Annotated in this window: 16 protein-coding genes and 1 pseudogene; 13 read left to right on the top strand and 4 right to left on the bottom strand. The window is 70.8% G+C overall.

Annotated features, from left to right (window positions below; all coding sequences use genetic code 11):
• From Q8Q88_RS15750 to Q8Q88_RS15785, 8 genes and pseudogenes are all read left to right on the top strand, one after another.
• Nucleotides 1-116 (top strand): annotated as a pseudogene (locus Q8Q88_RS15750) (IS5/IS1182 family transposase); the annotation flags it as partial.
• A 54-nt stretch (nucleotides 117-170) separates the two neighbouring features.
• Nucleotides 171-1,253, top strand: coding sequence for a c-type cytochrome biogenesis protein CcmI (gene ccmI / locus Q8Q88_RS15755; protein ID WP_305676135.1), 1,083 nt, complete (start codon nucleotides 171-173; stop codon nucleotides 1,251-1,253).
• A complete protein-coding gene (gene ccmE / locus Q8Q88_RS15760) occupies nucleotides 1,250-1,741 on the top strand; it encodes a cytochrome c maturation protein CcmE (protein ID WP_305676136.1) in 492 nt (163 codons plus the stop codon). Before ccmI ends, ccmE begins: the two co-directional genes overlap by 4 nt.
• Nucleotides 1,738-3,708, top strand: a complete 1,971-nt coding sequence (locus tag Q8Q88_RS15765; protein ID WP_305676137.1) for a heme lyase CcmF/NrfE family subunit — start codon at nucleotides 1,738-1,740, stop codon at nucleotides 3,706-3,708. Before ccmE ends, Q8Q88_RS15765 begins: the two co-directional genes overlap by 4 nt.
• Nucleotides 3,705-4,151: a cytochrome c-type biogenesis protein gene (locus Q8Q88_RS15770; RefSeq protein WP_305676138.1), complete on the top strand. Its 447-nt coding sequence runs from the start codon at nucleotides 3,705-3,707 to the stop codon at nucleotides 4,149-4,151. The genes Q8Q88_RS15765 and Q8Q88_RS15770 overlap by 4 nt, the downstream gene beginning before the upstream one ends.
• A gap of 150 nt (nucleotides 4,152-4,301) precedes the next feature.
• Entirely contained in the window at nucleotides 4,302-5,903 is a 1,602-nt protein-coding gene (locus Q8Q88_RS15775) for a Do family serine endopeptidase (protein WP_305676139.1), read from the top strand.
• A 28-nt stretch (nucleotides 5,904-5,931) separates the two neighbouring features.
• Nucleotides 5,932-6,603, top strand: coding sequence for a response regulator transcription factor (locus Q8Q88_RS15780; protein WP_305676140.1), 672 nt, complete (start codon nucleotides 5,932-5,934; stop codon nucleotides 6,601-6,603).
• A 15-nt stretch (nucleotides 6,604-6,618) separates the two neighbouring features.
• Nucleotides 6,619-8,022 carry a HAMP domain-containing sensor histidine kinase gene (locus tag Q8Q88_RS15785; RefSeq protein WP_305676141.1) on the top strand — a complete coding sequence of 468 codons (1,404 nt, stop codon included), beginning with the start codon at nucleotides 6,619-6,621 and terminating at the stop codon, nucleotides 8,020-8,022.
• Here the strand turns inward: Q8Q88_RS15785 and Q8Q88_RS15790 are convergent.
• Nucleotides 8,019-8,450 carry a DoxX family protein gene (locus tag Q8Q88_RS15790; protein WP_305676142.1) on the bottom strand — a complete coding sequence of 144 codons (432 nt, stop codon included), beginning with the start codon at nucleotides 8,448-8,450 and terminating at the stop codon, nucleotides 8,019-8,021. The genes Q8Q88_RS15785 and Q8Q88_RS15790 overlap by 4 nt on opposite strands.
• 32 nt (nucleotides 8,451-8,482) lie before the next feature.
• Entirely contained in the window at nucleotides 8,483-8,923 is a 441-nt protein-coding gene (locus Q8Q88_RS15795; RefSeq protein WP_305676143.1) for a DoxX family protein, read from the bottom strand.
• Nucleotides 8,924-9,049: 126 nt separating this feature from the next.
• Between Q8Q88_RS15795 and Q8Q88_RS15800 the strand changes: the two genes are divergently transcribed.
• The 5 genes from Q8Q88_RS15800 (at nucleotide 9,050) to Q8Q88_RS15820 (ending at nucleotide 13,910) form a co-directional block, all read left to right on the top strand.
• Nucleotides 9,050-11,920: a bifunctional [glutamine synthetase] adenylyltransferase/[glutamine synthetase]-adenylyl-L-tyrosine phosphorylase gene (locus Q8Q88_RS15800; RefSeq protein ID WP_305676177.1), complete on the top strand. Its 2,871-nt coding sequence runs from the start codon at nucleotides 9,050-9,052 to the stop codon at nucleotides 11,918-11,920.
• A 68-nt stretch (nucleotides 11,921-11,988) separates the two neighbouring features.
• Entirely contained in the window at nucleotides 11,989-12,396 is a 408-nt protein-coding gene (locus Q8Q88_RS15805) for an EF-hand domain-containing protein (protein WP_305676144.1), read from the top strand.
• A gap of 32 nt (nucleotides 12,397-12,428) precedes the next feature.
• Nucleotides 12,429-12,977, top strand: coding sequence for an RNA polymerase sigma factor (locus tag Q8Q88_RS15810; protein WP_305676145.1), 549 nt, complete (start codon nucleotides 12,429-12,431; stop codon nucleotides 12,975-12,977).
• Between the two features lie 10 nt (nucleotides 12,978-12,987).
• Nucleotides 12,988-13,404, top strand: a complete 417-nt coding sequence (locus tag Q8Q88_RS15815) for a hypothetical protein (protein WP_305676146.1) — start codon at nucleotides 12,988-12,990, stop codon at nucleotides 13,402-13,404.
• Nucleotides 13,404-13,910: a periplasmic heavy metal sensor gene (locus tag Q8Q88_RS15820; protein WP_305676147.1), complete on the top strand. Its 507-nt coding sequence runs from the start codon at nucleotides 13,404-13,406 to the stop codon at nucleotides 13,908-13,910. The genes Q8Q88_RS15815 and Q8Q88_RS15820 overlap by 1 nt, the downstream gene beginning before the upstream one ends.
• On the opposite strand, the gene Q8Q88_RS15825 is transcribed toward Q8Q88_RS15820, so the two are convergent.
• Nucleotides 13,907-16,429, bottom strand: coding sequence for an ATP-binding protein (locus Q8Q88_RS15825; protein ID WP_305676148.1), 2,523 nt, complete (start codon nucleotides 16,427-16,429; stop codon nucleotides 13,907-13,909). The genes Q8Q88_RS15820 and Q8Q88_RS15825 overlap by 4 nt on opposite strands.
• Before the next feature lie 142 nt (nucleotides 16,430-16,571).
• Nucleotides 16,572-17,072 (bottom strand): response regulator, encoded by a 501-nt coding sequence (locus tag Q8Q88_RS15830; RefSeq protein ID WP_305676149.1) that lies wholly within the window; start codon nucleotides 17,070-17,072, stop codon nucleotides 16,572-16,574.
• Nucleotides 17,073-17,167 lie beyond the last annotated feature (95 nt).

The raw sequence follows: 17,167 nt of genomic DNA on the forward strand, positions 1-17,167 counted from the left end.
AACGCTTCTTCAGCCGCATCAAGCACTTCCGGCGCATCGCAACCCGATACGACAAGCTCGCGTCCACCTTCATGGGCTTCGTCACCCTCGCCGCCATCATGCTGTGGCTCAAATAGCTAAATGGTCACCGCTACCTAGAACAAGCCCGCCGTTTCAGATAAACGCGCCTGATGATCGCCTTCTGGGTGGTCGCCGGCGTGCTTTCCGCCGCCGCGGCCGGCCTCATCCTGCAGAACGCCGCCCGCGCGGCCCATCGCGCCGGGTCCGTGGACCCGACGAGCGCGGTCTATCGGCGGCAGCTCCGCGAGATCGACGACTTGGCGGGGCGTGGCCTGATCGCTGACGAGGAGCGCAAAAGCGCCCACGCCGAGGCCGCCCGGCGTCTGTTGTCGGCCGCCGACGCCGCCGCGCCGCCCTGGACCGCCCAGACGCAATATCGCCGGCCGGTGTTGGTGGCCGCCCTGCTGGCGCCCTTCGCCGCGCTGGGCCTCTATCTGGCTGTCGGCGCGCCCGGCCTGCCGGACCAGCCGTTCCGTGGACGGATCGCCGCCTGGCGCGCCCTGGACCCGGCCATGCTGACTGCGCCGCAGATGGCCGCCGTGCTGAAGGCGCTGATCGCCGAGCGCGGCCCCGACGCGGAGGCCTACGGCTTCCTGGCCAAGGCGGAGATCGCCGCCGAAAATCCCAGCGGCGCCATCCGCGCCCTGCGCCGCGCCATCGAGCTCGCGCCCCAGCGGGTCGACCTCTGGGAGGGCCTGGGCGAGGTGCTGATGATCGAGGCCGGCGGGGAGGTCACGCCCCCCGCGCAGCGCGCCTTCGCCGAGGCCCTGAAGCGCGATCCGGCCTCGGTGATCTCGCGCTTTCACCTGGCCCGCGGTCGCATCGCCGCCGGCGACCGCGACGGCGGCCTCGCCGACTGGAAGGCTCTGGCGTCCGAGCTTCCCCAGAGCGACCCCCGTCGCGCCGCCGTGGAGGCCGCCATCGCGCAGGCGCAGGGCGCGCCGCCCGCCGCCACCGGCGACATGGCCGCCATCCGTGGCATGGTTGAGGGGCTGGCGGCCCGGTTGGAGGCCTCGCCGGAGGATCCGCAGGGTTGGGTGCGGCTGGTCCGCTCCTACGCCGTGCTGGGCATGGACAGCGAGCGCGACACCGCGCTCGCCAAGGCGCGCGCGCGCTACGCCGACCGTCCGGAAATCGTCAAGGCGCTGGAAATCGCCGCGAAGACCGCGCCCATGGGTAAGGTCGCGCCATGAGCGGCTGGCTGCCCAAGTCGCCCAAGGCGCGGCGTCGCCTGACCCTGGTGGCGGCCATCGCTCCGGTGCTGGCGCTCGCCGTGGGCCTGACCCTCTGGGGCCTGCGGGACTCGATCTCCTATTTCTACACCCCTTCCCAGGCCATCGAGGCCAAGCCGCCGCCGGGCCGTTCGATCCAGCTGGGCGGCCTCGTCCAGACCGGCAGCGTGGTCAAGCATCCCGACGGGCGGGTGGAGTTCACCGTCTCCGATCGCACCGCGACCACCCGCGTGACCTATTCCGGCGACCTGCCCGATCTGTTCCGCGAGGGCCAGGGGATCGTGGCCACCGGCGCCTTCCGCGCCGACGGCGGCTTCGAGGCCAAGCAGGTTCTGGCCAAGCACGACGAGAAATACATGCCGCGCGAGATCTCCAAGGCCCTGAAGGAACAGGGCGAGTGGCGCGGCGAGGGCGCGCCGCCGCCGGCCTACGCCAAGGACGGCGAATGATCGTCGAGATCGGGGCTTTCTCCCTCGTGCTGGCCCTGGCGCTCTCGCTGGTCCAGGCCATGCTGTCGGCCGCCGCGCGCGTGAAGCGCTCGCGGGTCCTGGCCGGGGCGGGGGAGGGCGCGGCGCTGGCCGCCTTCGCGGGGCTGGCCCTGGCCTTCGCGGCCCTGATGTACGCCTTCGTGACCTCGGACTTCTCGGTGGCCAATGTCGCGGCCAACTCCCATAGCGACAAGCCGCTGCTCTACCGGATCGCCGGGACCTGGGGCAGCCACGAGGGCTCCATGCTGCTGTGGTGCCTGGCGCTGACCGGATGCGGCGCGGCGGTGGCCGGGCTCGGCCGCGGTCTGCCGGATGGGCTGAAGACCCTGACCGTGGCGGTTCAGGGCGTGCTGGGCGTGGTGTTCCTGGCCTATACCGTCCTGGCCTCCAACCCCTTCGCCCGGCTGGACGCGCCTCCCATCGAGGGCCGCTCGCTCAATCCGCTGCTGCAGGACCCGGCGCTCGCCTTCCACCCGCCCATGCTCTACCTCGGCTATGTCGGGCTCTCGGTGGTGTTCTCCTTCGCCGTGGCCGCCCTGATCGAGGGCCGGGTCGACGCGGCCTGGGCCCGCTGGGTGCGGCCCTGGACGCTCGTGGCCTGGAGCGCGCTCACCGTCGGCATCACGCTGGGCGCCTTCTGGGCCTATTATGAGCTGGGCTGGGGCGGCTGGTGGTTCTGGGACCCGGTGGAGAACGCCTCCTTCATGCCCTGGCTGGTGGCCACGGCACTGCTGCATTCGGCCATCGTCACCGAGAAGCGCGGCGCCCTGGCCGGCTGGTCGGTGTTTCTGGCGCTCGCGGCCTTCACCTTCTCCATGCTGGGCGCCTTCCTGGTGCGCTCCGGCGTCCTGACCTCGGTCCACGCCTTCGCCGTCGACCCGACGCGCGGCGCCCTGCTGCTGATCATACTCGGCGTCACCGCCGGGGCGGCCTTCGCCCTGTTCGCCTGGCGGGCTCCGGCGCTCAGTCCCGGCGGCGTGTTCGCCCCGGTCAGTCGCGAGAGCGCCCTGGTCCTCAACAACATCCTGCTGGCGGCGGCCACCGCGACCGTGCTGCTGGGCACTCTCTATCCGCTGATCCGCGAGGCGGCGACCGGAGAGGCGATCTCGGTTGGCCCGCCGTTCTTCAACCTGACCTTCACGCCGCTGATGGCGGCCCTAGTCATCCTGCTGCCGGCCGGCCCGCTGCTGGCCTGGAAGCGGGGCGACGCGCGCGGCGTGGCCCAGCGCCTGTGGGTCGCCGTGCTGATCGCTTTCGCCTGCGGCCTTGCGGCCTTCGCCCTGGTCAGCCCGCACAAGGCCTTCGCCTCGGCGGGGATCGCCATGGGCGCCTGGCTGGTGGTCGGCGCCTTCGTCGAGCTCGCCGAGCGCACCCGGGCGTTCCGGGGACCGATGACCGAGACCTGGCGGCGCCTCATCGGCCTGCCGCGCGGCGCCTGGGGCATGACCCTCGCCCACCTCGGCCTGGGCGTTTTTGTGCTGGGGGCCTGTTTCGAGACGGGTTGGAAGCTGGAGTCGGCCGAGGCCATCCCCATCGGCGGTCGCCTCGACGTGGGCGCCTATCAGCTGGTGCTGGACGGGGTCCGCGGAGTCGAAGGCCCCAACTACGACGCCGAGCGCGGCTATCTGCGCGCGACCAAGGCCGACGCCCTGGTCTGCGAGCCGCGCCCGGAGCGGCGCTTCTATCCCACGGGCGGCCAGACCACCTCGGAAGTGGCTATCTGCACTCGCGGGGTCAGCCATCTCTATGTGGTCCTGGGCGAGCGCCGGCCCGGCCCCGATGGTCCGGTCTGGCTGGTGCGGGCCTATTGGAACCCCTGGGCGCTGCTGATCTTCATCGGCCCGGCGATCATGGCCCTGGGCGGCCTGGTCTCGCTGTCTGACCGCCGTCTGCGGATGGCGGTCGGCGCGAAGGAGGCGAGGGCGTGAGACGGGCCCTGGCCATCGTGGCGGCGGTGTTCTGCCTGGCCGCGGCTTCCGACCCGGCCGAGCGGCTGGCCGATCCGGCCCAGGAGGCCCGGGCCCGCGCCATCTTCCGCGAAGTCCGCTGCCTGGTCTGCCAGAACGAGTCCATCGACGATTCCAACTCCGAACTGGCCGCCGACCTGCGCCGCCTGGTGCGCGACGAGGTGAAGGCGGGGATGAGCGACGAGGAGGTTCGCGATCATCTCACCGGCCGCTATGGCGAGTTCGTGCTGCTGAAACCGGCCTTCTCCTGGGGCAACGCGGCGCTGTGGGGCGCGCCGTTCCTGGTGGTGGGCTTGGGTTTGCTGCTGCTGGTCCGGGGGTTTCGGACCCGCGGGGCCGAGGCCGAACTGTCGCAGGATGAGGCCGCGCGCCTGGCGCGCCTGTCTGACGACGAGCCGGCATGACAAAGTTGCGCCCAACATCGGACGCTATGAAGCTTGGAGCGTGACCTAAACGTAACTTGAGAGACGTTGCGCTCTTTGGCATCGAACCTAGGTTGTTCGGGACGGGCGCATAATATGTGCGGCTCGCTCCCACAGGGAAATTGAAGGCTTATGACCTCGAAGAAGACCGGCTACCTCATCGGCGCCCTGGCCGGCGTCGGCGTCGCCACCGCCGCCCTGGCCGGCGCGGGCTTCAGCGACCGTGCTCCGGGCGCGGGGAACGAGGGCCTGCTGATCCGCGCCTCCACAGCTCCGATCTTCGCCCCGCCGCCGGGCGCGCCGATCTCGTTCGCGGACATTTTCGACAAGGTCTCGCCGGCGGTGGTCTCGATCAACGTGACCTCGGAGGCCGATCCGGCCGCCCTGCGCCGCATCCCCGGCTTCGAGAACTTCCCCTTCGACGTCGTGCCGCGCGGCCAGCCGCCGGGCGGCGGGGGCGGAGATGATGACGACGCCCAGCCGGGCCAGCCGGCGCAACCCGGTCAACCGGGCCGCGGCCAGCCGCGCCTGCCGCCGCAGCTCTCTTCAGGATCTGGATTCTTCATCTCGGCTGACGGCTACATCGTCACCAACAACCACGTCGTGGAGAACGCCAAGGAGATCAAGGTCGTGCTCAAGGATGAGCGCGAGCTGGACGCCGTGGTGGTCGGGCGCGACGAGGGCACCGACCTGGCCGTGCTCAAGGTCAAGGGCGCGGGCTTCCCCTATGTGAACTTCGAGAACGCCGCCAAGCCGCGGGTCGGCGACTGGGTGATCACGGTGGGCAACCCCTTCGGCCTGGGCGGCACCGCCACGGCCGGGATCATCTCGGCCTATGGCCGCGATATCGGCGAGACCTTCGTCGACTACATCCAGATCGACGCCCCCATCAACCGGGGCAATTCCGGCGGCCCGACCTTCGACGTCTATGGCCGGGTGATCGGGGTCAACACCGCGATCTTCTCGCCCTCCGGCGGTTCGGTGGGCATTGGCTTCGCCATCCCCGCCGAGGTGGCCGACGCCATCACCAAGCAGCTGATCGCCGGCGGCAAGATCACCCGGGGCTATATCGGCGCCTCGATCCAGAATTTCACCGCCGAGATGGCGGAGGCCCAAGGTTTGGGGGCCCAGCGCGGCGCCATCGTGGCCAATGTCACGCCGGGCGGTCCGTCCGAGCGGGGCGGCCTGCAGTCGGGCGACATCGTCACCGCGGTGAACGGCGTCAATGTGAAGAGCTCCTCGGAACTGACTCGCGAAGTGGCTAAGGCCCAGGCCGGCGACGTCCTGCGCCTCGACGTCCTGCGCGGCGGAAAGCGCAAGATCGTCGAGATCCGCTCCGGCGTGCGGCCGACTGAGCGCGAGCTGGCCGCCAACGACAACACCCCTGGCGGCGCCAACCGCGGCGGGGCCGACGGCGCCACGCCCCAGGTCCAGCGTCCGGTGGTGCTGGGCCTCGCCCTCGCCCCCCTGGACGACGCCGCGCGCAAACGCCTGAACCTCGATCCGGGCCTGCGCGGCGTGCTGATCGACCGGGTCGACCAGTCGTCCGACGCCGCCCAGCGCGGCCTGCGCAAGGACGACATCATCGTCCAGGCCGGCGGCCTGCCGGTGGGCAGCGCTTCGGAATTCTCGGCCCAGGTCGACATCGCCAAGAAGGCCGGCCGTCCCAGCGTGCTGGTCGGCGTCCATCGCGGTGGTCGCACGTCCTTCCTGCCGCTGAAGATTTCCGGTTAGGTGGGATGAGGTTCGGGGGACTGAGTCGATGCGCATCCTGATTGTCGAAGACGACCTCGAAGCGGCCGAAGTCATGGATCGCGGCCTGACTGAGGCGGGCCACGAATGCGTCCGTGCTCCGGACGGCGAGGACGGCCTCGCCGCCACCCGCGGCGGCGAGTTCGACGTGATGATCGTCGACCGGATGATGCCGCGGATGGATGGGGTCACCATGGTCCAGACCATCCGCCGCGAGGGCGACCAGACCCCGGTGCTGTTCCTATCGGCGCTAGGCGAAATCACCGACCGTGTCGATGGCCTGAAGGCCGGCGGCGACGACTACCTGGTCAAGCCCTACGCCTTCGCCGAGCTGATCGCGCGGGTCGAGGCGCTGTCGCGGCGCCGCGAGACCGGCTCGGTCCAGACCCTGCTGCGGGTCGGCGAGCTGGAGATGGACCTGATCGGCCGTGCCGTGCACCGCCAGGGCAAGGAGATCGATCTGCAGCCGCGCGAGTTCCAGCTGCTGGAATTCATGATGCGCCACGCCGGCCAGTCGGTGACCCGCACCATGCTGCTGGAGAAGGTCTGGGAGTACCACTTCGATCCCCAGACCAATGTCATCGATGTGCACATCTCCCGCCTGCGCTCGAAGATCGACAAGGGCTTCGACAAGCCGATGCTGCAGACGGTGCGCGGGGCGGGCTACCGCCTCGACCCCTAAGGGCCGGCCGGGCCCATGCGCCTGCCCAGGCTTTTCCGCACCACGCCGTTCCGGCTGACTCTGCTGTTCTTGGCGCTGTTCGCCGCGGCGGCCAGCGCCTTCCTAGCCTATATCTACCTGGCCACCGCCGGGGAGGCGACGCGGCGCACGGACGAGGACATCGGCCGCGAGATGCGCGCCCTGCAGGCCGCCTATGAGCGCGGCGGGGCCAATGTGCTGAACCAATCGCTGATCGAGCGGGCGGCCAGCGAGCGGCCGTTCCTCTATCTGCTGATGACCAAGGACGGGAAGCGGATCTCCGGCTCCATCGAGGAGTCGCCGGTCGAGGAGTTCACCGGCGCGCCTGCGCGAGCCAGCTTCTCGGTCACCGACATCGATGTGAACGGCCGTGAGCGTAAGCATCCGGCGCGCGGCTTCCAGGAGCAGCTGCGCGACGGCGAGATCCTGTTCGTCGGCGCCGACATCAGCGAGGACCAGGCCTATGTCCTGAAGATCGTCCGGGCGCTGTGGGGGGCTGGCGCCCTGGTCATCGTGCTGGGCCTGCTGGGCGGCCTGCTGGTCAGCCGCAATGTCAGCCGCAGCATGGCCGGCCTCGCCGACGTGGTGACCGCCGTGCGCAATGGCGACCTGGAGGCCCGCGCCCAAGTTCGGGGAACCCGCGACGAGTTCGACGAACTGGCCGAGGGGCTCAACGAGATGCTGGACCGGTTGGAGCGCTCCATGGCCGGCCACCGCCACGCCGGCGACGCCATCGCCCACGACCTGCGCTCCCCGCTCACCCGCCTGCGGGCGCGGCTGGAGACCGCCTATCTCGACGTGGAGGCCGGCAAGGGCAACGCCGAGGAAGCCCTGGCCCAGGCCCTGGAGGACACCGACGGCGTGCTGAAGACCTTCGGGGCGGTGCTCTCCATCGCCCGGTTGCAGGCGGCAGGCCAGGCTCCCGACCAGAACGTTTTCGACCCCGCCGAACTGGGCGGCGACATGGCCGAACTCTATGAGCCGGTCTGCGAGGACAAGGGGCTCGACTTCGCCGCCGAATTCGCCGTCGACCTGCAGGTGCGCGGCAACCGTGAGTTCCTGGCCCAGGCCCTAGCCAACATCCTGGACAACGCGGTGAAGTACACGCCCTCGGGCGGGGCGATAATGCTGCGGGTGCGCCGCCGCTCCTCGGGCGAGGTGGAGTATTCGGTTACCGACACCGGCCCGGGCGTTCCCGACGGGGACCGCGAACGGGTGGTCGAGCGCTTCGTACGCCTGGAGAACAGCCGCAGCGAGCCGGGCTCGGGCCTGGGGCTCTCGCTGGTGGCCGCAGTGGCCGAGGCCCACGGCGGCCGCCTGGAGCTGGCCGAGGGACCGGGCAAGGTCGGCGAGATGGGCCCCGGCCTGCGCGTGGCCCTGATCCTGCCCCGCGCCGCCTAGGCGCGCCTGGCGATCCAGGCGTCGAGGGCGTAGCCGCCGGGTCCGGCCGCGGCCAGCAACAGGCCCATGGCGACCAGGCTCGCCGACGGGAAGGACCCGTCGATCCCCTGGAAGCGATCGACCATGACGATGGCCACCACGAAGTTGAACGCCACGACCAGGCCCGCCCAGCCCGTGGCGAGGCCGGCGATCAGGGCCAGGCTGGCCAGCAGCATGGCCCAGACGGACAGCGGCGCCAGCAGGTGCGCCGCGACGAAGCCATGCTTGCTCATGAAGGCGGCGAACTCGGCCAGCTTCCCGGTCTGGAAGCCGTAGGGCGCCGCCGAAACGATCAGGAAACCGCCCACCAGCAGCCGGATCAACAACAGGACGAGATGATGGCCGCCGCGAAGGGGCGTCAGGGTGATCAGGCGGTGGAGCGATGTCATGGGCCCATCAACGCCCAAGCCGGGGCGCGCCGCTATCGAGTTCCCAAGGTGCGCGGCGCGATCAGCCTATCCAGGGCCAGCCGGCCGGGTCCATGGGTCGCCAGGTAGAGGCCGATGACCACCAGGCAGGCGGACGGGAAAGACCCGCGAATCCCTTGATGATGGTCGACCATGGCGATGGCGACCAGGAAGTTGAAAGCGCAGACCAGGCCTGCCCACCGGGTGGCGAAGCCCAGAATGAAGGCCAGGCCGCAGGCGAACTGGGCCCAGACCGAGAGCGGCGCCATCAGCACGGGCGCCGGAAAGCCGAACTTGCCCAGGAACAGCTCGAACTCCGCCATGCGTTCGGCGCTTGCGATGTTGTCCCAGACCCCGAAGATCAGGAACGAACCGACCATCAGCCGCATAAGCAACAGGGCCGCATCGGAACCGCGCGACAGGAATGGCAGCGTGAGAAGCTCGACAATACGCACCTCTGGACCCCTCCCTTGGGTGAACGTGGCGTATCTGTGCCTGGGATCTCCGCTTCGGCTAGTCGGAATGTCTCGGTGAGCATCGGCTTGGAGCAAAATCGCCCCGGCGGCCCCCTGGGGCCGCGCATGACGCCTTGCGGACCGGTGGCCGATCCCAAGGCGGCGGAGCGCGCGCGCAACGTCTTGGCCGAGGCCGCCGGCCGTGACGGCTGGACCGGCGAGCTGGAGGTCGCCTGGCCGGCGCTCGCCCCGGTGTTCGGCGCCTCGCCCTATCTGACCAGCCTCGCCCGCCGTGATCCCGGCCGTCTGCGCGCGGTGCTGGCCTCAGATCCCGACGCCGGATTCGCGGACCTGCTGGACCGCACCGCCGCCCTTTCCACCGCCGACTGGGACAGCGCCAAGACCGGGCTGCGGGTGCTGAAGGCCGAGGCCCATCTGCTGATCGCGCTCGCCGACCTGGGCGGGCTCTGGGACCTGGACGCGGTCACAGGGGCCCTGACGCGGTTCGCCGACGCCGCCCTGGCCGCGGCGCTCACGGTCGCGGCGCGCGGCGAACTGGAGGCCGGCCGGCTGACCCGTATTGGCCAGGGCCACGAGGGCCCGGTCCCCGGCTGGTTCTGCATCGCCATGGGCAAGCACGGCGCCTACGAGCTGAACTATTCCAGCGATATCGACATCTCGGTCTTCTACGAGCCGGAGGCCCTGCCCCTGGCTGAGGGGACCGAGACCCAGGCCTTCGCCGTGCGCCTGATCCAGCGGCTGGCGGAACTGATGCACGAGAAGACCGCCGACGGCTACGTCTTCCGCGTCGACCTGCGCCTGCGCCCGGACCCGTCCTCGACCCCGCCGGCCATCCCGGCGGCGGCGGCCTTCGACTACTATGAGAGCGTCGGCCAGAACTGGGAGAGGGCGGCCTTCATCAAGGCCCGGGCGGCGGCGGGAGATCTGGCGCGGGGCCGAGCCTTCCTCAAGGAGCTGGCGCCCTTCATCTGGCGCAAGAACCTCGACTTCGCCGCCATCGCCGACATCCATTCGATCAAGCGCCAGATCCACGTCCACAAGGTCGACGAGCGCCTGACCGCCAAGGGGGTCGACCTGAAGCTGGGTCGGGGCGGCATCCGTGAGATCGAGTTCTACGTCCAGACCCAGCAGCTGATCCTGGGCGGCCGTCATCCCGAGCTGCGCTCGCCGCGCACCCTGGACGCCCTCGCGGCCCTGGCGGCGGCGGGACATGTCACCGCCCAGACGGCTGGCGAGCTGACCCAGGCCTATGAGCGGCTTCGCGCCATCGAGCACCGCATCCAGATGTTGGCCGACGAGCAGACCCACCGGCTCCCGGAGTCCGACAGCGAGCGCAAGCGGGTAGGCGCCTTGGCCGGCTTCGACCGGGTGCGTAGCTTCGACGCCTCGGTCGAGCGCATCCTGAAGACCGTCAACCGCCGCTATGGCGAGCTCTTCCCGGAGGAAGAGCAACTCTCCTCGAAGTTCGGCAGTCTGGTGTTCACCGGCGTCGACGACGATCCGGAAACCCTGGACACCTTGGCGCGGATGGGGTTCTCCAATCCCTCGCGGATCGCCCAGACCATCCGCGGCTGGCACCATGGCCACATCCCGGCCACCCGCACCGAGCGGGGCCGCGAACTCTTCACCCGGCTGGCCCCGCGCCTGCTGGACGCCGCCCAAGCCACCGGCGCCCCCGACACGGCGTTCGCCCGGTTCGAGGACTTCTTCTCCAAGCTGTCATCGGGGGTGCAGCTCCAGTCGCTGTTCCTGGCCCAGCCCAGGCTGTTCGAACTGATGGTCCAGGTCATGGCCTTCGCGCCGCGGCTGGCCAACACGCTCGCCCGGCGTCCGGCGGCGCTGGACGCTCTGCTGGACGGCGCCTTCTTCGCCGATCTCGACCGGGAGGAGGACCGCAGCGCCATGGCCGCCGCCGTCTCACGCGCCGACGGGTTCGAGGGCGTCATGGACGCCGTGCGCCGGGTGCATCGCGAACAGGCCTTCCGGGTCGGCGTCCAGGTGATGAGCGGGGCGGCCACCGCCGAGACCGCCGGGCGCGCCTTCGCCGACCTGGCCGACATCTGCATCGAGGTCCTGGCGCCCGCCGCCCTGGCCGAGGCCGAGCGGCTGGGCGGCGCCTTCGAGGGCGACGTGGCGGTGATCGCTTTGGGCAAGTGCGGCTCGAAGGAGATGAGCGCCGGGTCCGATCTCGACCTGATGACCCTCTACCGCGCCCGCGAACCGGGTTCGGTCTCGATGATCAAGGACTGGAGCGCCGACGTCTTCTACGGCCGCTTCACCCAGCGGCTGATCGCGGCCCTGTCGACGCCGACCGGGGAGGGCGAGCTCTACGAGGTGGACATGCAGCTGCGCCCCTCCGGCACCAAGGGGCCGGTGGCGGTCAGTTTCGCGGCCTTCGAGGAGTATTACGACCGCGAGGCCGAGACCTGGGAGCTGATGGCGCTTACCCGCGCCCGGGTGGTCTGGGCGACCTCACCCGGTTTCGCGGGCGACGCGGAGGCGGCGATCACTGCAGCCCTGCGTCGCCCGCGCGACGTGGCCCGCACCGCCGCCGACGTCCGGGAGATGCGCGAACTTCTGGAGCGCGAGCGGCCTCCCAAGGGCGGATGGGACCTGAAGCTGTCGCCCGGCGGCCTGGTCGACATCGAGTTCGCCGCCCAGTTCCTGCAACTGGCCCATGCCGCCTCGGGCGGACCGCTGAACCAGAACACCGCCGGCGCCCTGGCCGACGCCGCGGAGCTGGCTCCCGCCCGGGCCCTGGCCGACCTGCGGAAAGCCTGGAAATTGCAGCAGGACCTGACCCAACTGCTCAAGGTGGCGCTCAGCGACAACGCCGATCCGGAGGAGGAGCCGAAGGCGTTCCGCGCCCTGCTGGCCAGGGCCGGCGGCGCGCGCGACTTCCGGGCGTTGAAGGGCAGGCTCGACACCGCCCGCACTGCCGCCCGCGGAGCTTATGAAATCATCGTGCAACCTTGATCGACGGAAAACCGGGCCAGGGACGTTAGACGGATGGGCGCGGACAAGACGCCCGGAAGGATTTTCGTATGAAGCGCTTGATCATCGCCGCCGCGGCCCTCTGCCTGGCGGGCTCCGCCCAGGCCCAGATGGGCCAGCGGCCCAACCCCGACCTGGACCACGATGGCAGGGTCACCCTGGCCGAATTCCGCAAGAGCCAGGCCGACGCCATGCTGTCCCGGTTCGACGCCAACAAGGACGGCAAGATCGCCCGCGCCGAGCTGAAACCGCCGGCCGGCATGGCCGCCGGCAAGGAGGGGCGCGGCGAGCGGATGTGGGATAGGCTCGACGCCAACAACGACGGCGCCATCACCCGCTCGGAGATGGAAGCCGCCGCGAAGTTCCGCTTCGACCGCGGCGACACCAACAAGGATGGCTGGCTGAGCAAGGGCGAGATTCTCACCTTGCGCCAGAACCGGGGCCGTGACGCAGGTTGAGGACCATAGGCCGCCGCGAGGCGAGGTGAGGCTTGGACCCAGGCGATGGCGACGAGGCGCTGCTGGCGCGGGTGGCGGCGGGCGATCCCGCCGCGATCCGCAGCCTCGTGGCCCGAAAGCTGCCGCGACTGCTGGCGCTGGCCGGACGAATGTTGGGCGAGAGCGCCGAGGCCGAGGATGTGGCCCAGGAGACCTTCGTGCGCGCCTGGAAGCAGGCGGGAAGCTGGCAGCCCAGCGGGGCCAGGTTCGACACCTGGCTGCACCGGGTGGCGCTAAATCTCTGCTACGACCGCCTGCGCCGCCGTCGCGAGGTGGCCATGGACCATCTGCCGGACCGCGCGGACGACGGGCCGGGGCCGGACCGGGGTTTGCAGGCGCGCGATGTCGGCCGCCGGGTCGCCGCGGCCATGGCCGCCCTGCCGGATCGCCAGCGGGAGGCCGTCAGCCTCTGCCACTACCAGGAGGTCTCCAATATCGAGGCCGCGGCCCTGATGGGCGTGAGCGTCGAGGCCCTGGAGAGCCTATTATCCCGCGGCCGGCGCGCCCTGCGCGCGGCGCTCGCGGATATGGTCGAACCATGAGGCGCCCTGCATGACCCCTGAACGGTTCGAAACTCTCGCGGAGGCCCATGGCGGCGACGTCGCCCGCTGGCCCGCCGCCGAGCGCGAGGCCGCCGCGGCCCTGATGATCGCCCAGCCGGTCTTGGCCCAGGGCGTGCTGGCGCGCGCCGCGACGCTCGACCTGGCGCTGGACGCCTGGGCCCCAATGGCCGTGACCCATGACCTGCGTGAGCGAGTGATCGCCGCCGCGCCCGGCGCCCGCCGCCGGAGCCCCCTGGCCGCCTGGTTCTGGGGCGCGGGCCTGAGCGCGGGGCTCGCCGCCGCCTGCGCCGCCGGCCTCGCCGTGGGTGTTGTCCTCTATGACGAGTCGCAGCCAGACGAAGCGGTCAGCGCCGCGCTGGCCGGCTATGACGACTTCACCGCCGCCGTGACGGGGGAGGGCGCCTGATGAGCCGCCGGACCCTGGCCGTCATCCTGTTCATTTCCCTGGCGGTGAACGTCTTCCTGATCGGCGCCGTGGTCGGCGGGCTGGTGGTGGGCCAGAGGGTCCATCACCAGCGCCCGGCCATGATGGCCCGGGGCGGCCAACCCCTGTGGGCGGCGGCCAACGAACTGCCGCCCGAGCAGCGCCGCGCCTATCGCCGCCTTTTGCGGGGCGAGGCCGGCGAGGTCCGCGCCGGAATGCTCGCCGTCCAGGCCGCCCGCGCGGAAGCCTGGCGCGGTCTCGCTGCCGAGCCTTTCGACGCCGCAGCCGCCAAACGGAAGCTCGATATGGCGCGGGTTCAGGAGACGCAGGTGCGCGCCGGGGTGGAGAGCCGCATCATCGACTTCGCCGCCGGTCTACCGCCCGCCGAACGCGCCCGCCTGGCCGCCGGTCTGGCCGAATCCCGGCCTGAGGCGGGTCCGGGCCGCCAGATACGTGATCGCGAGCCCAGTCGGCCGCCGGAACCCTAGGCGGCGACGAACCCCGCGGCATTGGCGGCGGCCAGGCCGGCCTGGCGGATCGGCAGGGAGAAGCTGACCTGGGTGCCCTCGCCGGGCGCGCTCTGCAGGTCCAGGGTCCCGCCGTGCATCTCCACCAGCGACTTGGTGAGCGCCAGGCCGAGGCCCGTGCCCTGGGTGGTCTTGGAGTGCTGGTTCTCCACCTGCTCGAAGGGCCGCGCCAGCCGGGCCAGGTCGTCCTGCGCGATGCCGATGCCGGTGTCCTGCACGGTCACCCGGATGCGCTCGCCCAGGGGATCCAGGCGGCCCTCTGCGCGGACCGTCACCTGGCCGCCGCGAGGGGTGAATTTGATGGCGTTCGAGAGCAGGTTGAGCAGCACCTGCTTGACCGCGCGATAGTCGGCCTCCACCTCCGGCAGGTGCGGCGGGAACTCGACTGTCAGCGTCAGGCCGGCCGCCTCGGCGCGATTGCGCACCAGGCGCACGGCGTCCTCGGAGACTTCTTCCAGGGCCAGGGGCTCGAACTTCAGCGTCATCTTGCCAGCCTCGATCTTCGACATGTCGAGGATGTCGTTGATCAGGGCGAGCAGGTGCTGGCCGGAGGACAGGATGTCTTGGGCGTAGCCCTTGTAGCGCTGGTCCCCCAGCGCCCCGAACATCTCGGCGACCATGATCTCGGAGAAGCCGTTGATGGCGTTCAGCGGGGTGCGCAGTTCGTGGCTCATATTGGCCAGGAACTCGCTCTTGGCCTTGTTGGCCCCCTCGGCGCGAACCTTCTCCATCTCGTACTTGCGGGCCAGTTCCGAGAGCTGTTCCTGGCTGCGTTCGAGCCCGACCACCGCCTTCTGGAGCTGCTCCTCGTTGAGGCGGCGGGCCTCTTCCTGGGTCTTGATGGCGGTGATGTCCGAAGCGGTCATGACCAGGCCGCCCTCGGCGGTGCGCCGCTCGGAGATCTGAATCCAACGCCCGTCGTTCAGTTCGGCCTCGCGCACGCCTTTGCGGCCATCGGGGGATTCCATCTCCTGCTTGATCGCGAGCTGGGCGATGCGGCTCACCTCGTCGCGCAGCGCGCCGGGCTTCAGCAGCCGCGGCTCGATGGAGAAAAAGCTGCGATAGTTCTGGTTGCAGAGCAGCAGCCGCCCCTGGCGGTCCCAGAGCACGAAGGCTTCCGACACGCTCTCGATGGCGTCGCGCAGGCGGTTCTCGGCGGCCTGGGCGCGGGCCTGGGCGATGCGCTCCTCGGTGACGTCCAGCGCCACCCCGATGATCCGCGAATAGCCGTCCCGGTCGGGTTCGCCGAAGGCCTGTCCCCGCGCGTCGATCCAGATCGGCCGCCCACCCTGGGGCGAGGGCACGCGAAACGACACGTCGAAGCCGCCATAGACGGCGGCGGTGGAGAGCGCCTGGCGGACCCGCTCGCGGTGGTCGGGGGAAACGCGGTCCAGCACGTCCTGGCCCGGGACGATGCCGCCGCCGCCCCAGCCGAAGATCGCTCCGGTTACGTCCGACATGTACATCTGGTCGGTGGCGAGATCCCACTCCCAGATGCCGCAGCGCGCGGCCTCGACCGCCAGCCGGAAGCGCTGCTCGGAATCGATGAAGGCCTGCTGCGCGTTCTCCACCTTGCGGCTCTGCTGCAGCAGCAGGATGCCCAGCAGGAAGGCCACGCCCAGGGGCGCCAGCAGCCAGGCGAGTTGTTCGAGCGTCGTGCGCCGTTCCGAGGGGCCGGAGGGGGCGGAGGCCATGGCCAGCAGGCCGCCGCCCAAGGCGCGATGGACGGCCAGGTCCAGGTGCGCCCCGTCGGGCCGCTGGGCGCGGGTCAGACCGCGGCTCGTCTTCAGCTCGGCCGGCGCCAGGGCGAAGGCTTCGTTGACGTCGCGGGCCTGGGCCAGGCCCGCGGGACCGGTGGCGACGACGATGCGGCCTTGGGGCGTCGCCAGGGCTTGGGGCGGTTCCTGGGTCAGCAGGCCGCGTAGGCGGGCGGGGTCGCCCACCACGATGATCCAGCGGCGGCCCTTGGCGGTGACGCTGGGCGCGGCGACGGCCAGCCTCGGAGCCGCCTGGTCGGTGACCCCGGCCCAGACGTCGCGGCCCGAGCGCTCGGCGGCGAGCGCCAGGGCCCGCCAGTCGACGTCCCCGGCCGCGCCGGCGATGGCGACGACCTCCTCGTCGGAGACGACGGCGATGGCGGCGGCGGCCCCGCCGGCCGTGACCAGTCCCGCCTCGGCGGCTTCGATCGGCGCCGGCGCATAGCGCCGCAGGGTCTCGCGGGCCGTCAGGACACCGCCGCGCAGGGCCACGCCCTCGGCGTCGACGCGTGCGGCCAGGGCCTCCGCCTGGCCCGCGAGCGCGGCGTTGGTCACCGTGGAGGCCTGGGGCTCGCGGGTGATCCTGGCGATGGCGAAGGCCGTGTAGACGGCCAGCAGCAGCAGGGTCGAGAGGATGGCGATGCGAATGAAGCTCTGTCCGGGCGGCGGGCGCAATCCTGGCGTCGTGTCGTTGGCCTTTCGGCGCGGCTTCGACTCAGCCACGTCTCCGCCCCCGCGTCTGGCCAACGCCCGTCCGCTCCTCACCCAAGGTCGAGTCACCCCCGAAACCCGAGTCTACGCGGGCGCGGGCGAGGCGTCACGGGAGTCATTCCGTCACAGATGAAGGTTTGATCTCGCGATCAGGTCAGGTTTTGCGCTGGCGGTCCGCGCGACGCTCGGGCCCAGTGTATTTCGGATCGTCGCGGCGGCGGCGGTCGGGGCCGAAATAGGCGCCGCTGCGGACGAAGGGGCGGGCGTGGTCGATGACCCAGAGGATGCGCTTCATCAGGTCGGCCGGGGTTACCGGCTTGACGCAGAATTCGTTCACGCCCGCGTCGCGCGCCGCCATCACCCGGTCGCGGTCGGCGTGGCCGGTCAGCATGATGATCGGCGTGAATTGGTTGGGGCTGTCGCTGTCGTTGCGCAGCCAGCGAGCGAAGGTGACGCCTTCCTCCGCGCCCATCATGTAGTCGAGGATGACGATGTCGGCCGGGGTGGCCTTCATTCGCTGCTTGGCGCCCTCGATGGTCTGGGCGTCGTAGAGCTGCTCGCAGCCGAAGCCGCGCAGCATCGCCTTCACCAGGTTGATGGCGTGGGCGTTGTCGTCGATGATCAGGAACCGCAACCGGTTCAGCGAGACGGACATTGGCTGGCTGTCTCCTTCCTGGCCCGGGAATACGGCGAAGTCCCGGAATTAACGACAAGATTCGCGCGCCGGCAACGAACGGTGCTCAATGTCAG

Origin of the sequence: Phenylobacterium sp., from assembly GCF_030697925.1 — a bacterium.
In the GTDB taxonomy this organism is placed as follows: Bacteria; Pseudomonadota; Alphaproteobacteria; order Caulobacterales; family Caulobacteraceae; genus Phenylobacterium.